Annotated in this window: 4 protein-coding genes; 3 read left to right on the forward strand and 1 reads right to left on the reverse strand. The window is 58.8% G+C overall.

Features of this window, described 5'->3' with window-relative positions; all coding sequences use genetic code 11:
• Positions 1-322 precede the first annotated feature (322 nt).
• The gene (locus ACFFAR_RS26145; RefSeq protein WP_174363705.1) at positions 323-1,282 is read left to right on the forward strand and encodes a hypothetical protein; all 960 of its coding nucleotides are present in this window, start codon (positions 323-325) and stop codon (positions 1,280-1,282) included.
• 6 nt (positions 1,283-1,288) lie between these two features.
• Here ACFFAR_RS26145 and ACFFAR_RS26150 read toward each other — a convergent pair whose 3' ends face one another.
• Positions 1,289-1,717 (reverse strand): molybdopterin-binding protein, encoded by a 429-nt coding sequence (locus ACFFAR_RS26150; RefSeq protein ID WP_086381150.1) that lies wholly within the window; start codon positions 1,715-1,717, stop codon positions 1,289-1,291.
• A 271-nt stretch (positions 1,718-1,988) separates the two neighbouring features.
• Between ACFFAR_RS26150 and ACFFAR_RS26155 the strand changes: the two genes are divergently transcribed.
• Both ACFFAR_RS26155 and ACFFAR_RS26160 read left to right on the forward strand, forming a co-directional pair.
• Complete coding sequence (locus tag ACFFAR_RS26155) at positions 1,989-2,864, forward strand: extracellular solute-binding protein (RefSeq protein ID WP_375508738.1); 876 nt, start codon at positions 1,989-1,991, stop codon at positions 2,862-2,864.
• Positions 2,861-4,258: ATP-binding cassette domain-containing protein (locus tag ACFFAR_RS26160; protein WP_174363707.1), on the forward strand; the 1,398-nt coding region annotated here is incomplete at its 3' end. The genes ACFFAR_RS26155 and ACFFAR_RS26160, both read left to right, overlap by 4 nt.

A 4,258-nucleotide genomic window follows, 5' to 3' on the forward strand; every position in this document is an offset into this window, starting at 1 on the left:
GAGACAACTGCGGGTTGCTCCCTGAATTCCGAGAGGTCGACCGTCAAGGGACGCAGGAAATCGCCCTCCAACGAAATAACAGTCTTGGCGTACTCGACTACGAGTGCCTGAGCGTTGGCATCACTCATCTTGTGTCCTCCAGGGACCGGTTGCAGACAACTGCTACGTCATTATATCCACGTGAATATTACGACGTCGAAAAGCGATACTGACATGCGCGTGAACCATGTTGGACATACCGCTTTTCGCATATGCGGCGTGCGGCCGGGAACAACCGGGACTTAAGCGTTATATTGAGTGCCCCGTCGCAACGAGAACCAACATGGATTTTTCATATCTGACCGCGCGTTTTGTGAGCCTTCCGCGCATCGCTTTCTGTGCGTTGTCGGCGTCGGTGGCGTTATCGCTTGCGGGTTGCGGGTCTGCGCAAATCGCAAGCGCGCCTCAGCAAATAACGCTCGATGCGCGCCCTAACGGCATTGCTATTGCTCAAGCCGATGGCCGCATTTTCATAACCGACGATAAAACCAACAGCGTGCTTGTATCGACGGATGGCAAGACCTTTGTGCCGTTTGCAGTCATTGCGCCAGTCGCGGGACAACCCAATGCGCTCAGTCAGGTGACGTTCTCGACCAAGGGCACATTGTTGATTGAACGCTTTGGTTTTGGTACGTCCGGCGCCGTAATGGAGGTCGGCGCGAACAAATCAGTGGCAATGCTTTCGGGGATCGATCCTGCACGGCGCCGGTTGGGACTGGCCGTTATCGGCCCGGGGAGATTGCTTTCAACATGGTTCGTCAAGGAGGGGAGCGCGCCCGCAACGGGCGGCGTAAGCCTGATCACTTACGACGAATCCACGCACGCGGCATCCGAACACAACGTGCTGTCCGGGTTGGCGAAACCTGTGGGAATTGTCGTGCGAGGCGATGCGGTATCGATTTCGGACCAGGGGAACAACATGATTCTCAAGACCAGCCTTGCCGGATTGCTGGATCATTCGCAAGCGGGCGGCCTCAAGACGCAAGTGGTGAAGATCAACGGTCCGGATCTGCTTGCCATTGATACAAGCGGTGCGCTCTACACAAAATGCAACGCAACCGCGGTATGCCGGATCACGCCTGACAACACGGTGACTGAAGTCGCAAACGGTTTCGACGATGCGCGCGGTGTCGCAATCGACCCATTGCACCATTCGCTTTACGTCGTGGACCGTGCAAAAGGAGCAAGCGGCGCCAGCATTTTGAGGATCATTCCGCTGAACCAGGCCGCTGCCACTAACTGATCTGACTTAGTCATCCACGCCGATGATCACGCTCGACGCCTTGAAGATCGCCGTAGCCACCTTGCCGGTCGCGAGCGCAAGACGTTGAGCACTTTCATTCGTGACGATCGCCGCGATCTGCGCGCCGCCCGCTACGGTAATGACGACTTCCGTATTCACGGCGCCCGGCGTGACCGCCGAGATCGTACCGGCAAAGCTGTTTCGCGCCGACGTCTGGCTGTTGGCCACGTCGACCATCACGATGACCGACGACGCCTTGACCAACGCAAACGCAGCCTTACCGGCCGCAAGACCCAGGGACGTCGCACTGCCATGCGTAATCACCGAGACAATCTCGAGGCCGTCGTTGGCGCGCAGCACGATTTCGTCGTTCACGGCGCCGTGTTTGACATCCACCACTTCACCAACAAATTGATTTCGGGCGCTTGTACGCATTTTTATCTCCGGTTGCAGCGTCCTCAGGCGGGCATGAACGGCCGCAAGGCAAGAACGCACGTTGTAGTGTGATTGCCGGTTCGCAGGCAAGCCAGAAGTTTATCTGCGCAACAGGGCGGACGCGAGTCAAATTGCCGCGAAAAACCGCCTTTCGACGTGATGATCGGGTTAGCGAACTCCGTATGTCTCAGCGTAATATAGCGCCCTTTATTACGCACTTTATTACCTCTTGGTACCTTTCAACCAGCATCGGAAAACCGTGGAGAACAAGATGATCCGTAAGGCAATGGTGTCTGTTGCAGTGATGGCCGGCGCAATGTTCGCGCACACCGCAGTAGCCGACGACAACGTCGTCAACGTCTTGTATGCAGGCTCGCTCGTGAACCTGATGGAGCGCAGTGTCGGTCCTGCGTTCGAGAAGGAAACCGGTCTTCATTTCCAGGGCTACGCGGCGGGTTCAAACAAGATTGCCAACGAGATCAAGGGCAAACTGCGTCGCGGTGATGTGTTCATCAGCGCAAGCCCGAAGGTCAACACGGGTTTGATGGGCGCGGCCAATGGCGATCATGTCGCGTGGTATTTGACCTTCGCCGAATCGCCGTTAATGATCGGCTATAACCCGCGCAGCAAGTTCGCGGGCGAATTCAAGACCAAGCGCTGGGATCAGGTTCTGCAGGAACCGGGCATCAAGATTGGCCGCACCGATCCCAAGCTGGATCCGAAGGGCGCGTTCACAGTCGAGATGGTGACGAAGGCGGCCGGCCTTTATCAACAGCCTGATCTGGTCGAGAAAACCCTTGGCGCCGCTGAGAATCCGGAGCAGGTCTTGCCTGAAGAAGCGCTTGTCGGACGTCTGCAATCCGGACAACTCGATGCAGGTTTCTTCTATTCGACCGAAACGTCGGACCTGAAGATTCCATCCATTCGTCCCGCGCCTGAATTGCAGGCCAAGGCGAGCTACACGCTCGCCATCCTGGGCGACGCGCCGAATTCAACAGGCGCCACGCGTTTCGTCGACTTCCTGCTGAGTGCAAAGGGACGCGAGTTGCTGAAGGAACATGGCGTCGATGTCATCAAGCCCGCTGTCACGGGTAACGCGCAGGCCATGCCGCCGTCGCTCCAGGCTGTGATCGACGCGACGCAATGAGGCGCGTCGCTGCGCGACCTTTGTCGTGGCTCGCAGCGCTGCTCGCGGTCTATCTATGCGCGCCGTTCCTCGCCAGCATTCCGCAGATCGGCGCGGCGGACTGGCAGGGTGTCGACTGGCGCTCGACGCTTTCGGCAGTCGCGGTATCGGCGGGAAGCTCGAGCGTCGCGTCGCTTGTCATCCTGATCGGCGGCGTGCCGTTGGGGTATCTGCTCGCACGATCCACTTCGAAGCGTTCGGCGTTGCTTGGTTTTATCGTGCAGTTGCCGCTTGCGTTGCCGCCGCTGACCAGTGGCGTATTGCTGCTGTTTTTGCTCGGCCCCTATAGCTGGGTCGGGCAACTGACCGGCGGCAAGCTGACCGACTCGTTTGCGGGCATCGTGCTCGCGGAGACGTTTGTCGCCGCGCCGTTTCTGATCATTGCGGCACGCTCGGCGTTTGCCGCCGTCGACCCCATGTTCGAAGACGTGGCCGCAACGCTCGGTCATCGCGCGGGCAGCCGCTTTTTTCGTGTGACGCTGCCGGTTGCCTGGCCCGCGATCAGCGCCGGTCTTGCACTTGCTTGGTTGCGCGCGTTCGGAGAATTCGGGGCGACCGTGATGGTCGCGTATCACCCGTATTCGCTGCCGGTGTATACGTACGTGGTCTTCGGCGGACAGGGCCTGCCCGCCATGATGCCGTTGCTTTTGCCTACGCTTGCAATCGCCATTGTGTGCGCGGCACTGTCGATCTATAGCCGCAACGGGCGCGGTACGTCGAGCGTGGAATTCGTCAATGCAGACGATACCAATGACCTTTCACAATCACATGCCGCAATCGATACCGACGACCGCCGTTTGAGCATCGTATTGAAAAAACAGTTGGGCAGCTTCGATCTCGATATCAAATGGGCGCCGCAAACACGGCGTCTTGCGATCATCGGAACGTCGGGTTCAGGCAAGTCGATGACCTTGCGCCTCATCGCCGGACTTGAAACCGGACAAACGGCGATGGTGTCGCTGGGAGATGCGTCGTTGACGGGCCTTCCGCCCGAGGCACGCAAGATTGGTTATATGCCACAAGACTATGGCCTCTTTCCGCACATGACGGTCGCCCAGCAACTCGCGTTTCCCTTGAGCGCAGATGCCGCCAGCGCGCGGCAATGGGTCGAGCAGCTTGGACTTTCAAGCCTGCTTCAACGCTTGCCGCAGGAGCTGTCGTTCGGTCAGCGCCAACGCGTGGCGCTTGCTCGCGCGCTGACGCAACACAGTCAGCTTCTGCTCTTCGATGAACCCTTCGCCGCCCTCGATACCCCGCGCCGCCGGCGTCTTCAGCAGTCCCTGCGCGAGCTGCAAAGGGAGATATCGGCGGTGACGGTGATCGTTACGCATGATCCCGATGAAGCTGCCCTTCTC

Source organism: uncultured Caballeronia sp., from assembly GCF_964243625.1.
In the GTDB taxonomy this organism is placed as follows: Bacteria; Pseudomonadota; Gammaproteobacteria; order Burkholderiales; family Burkholderiaceae; genus Caballeronia.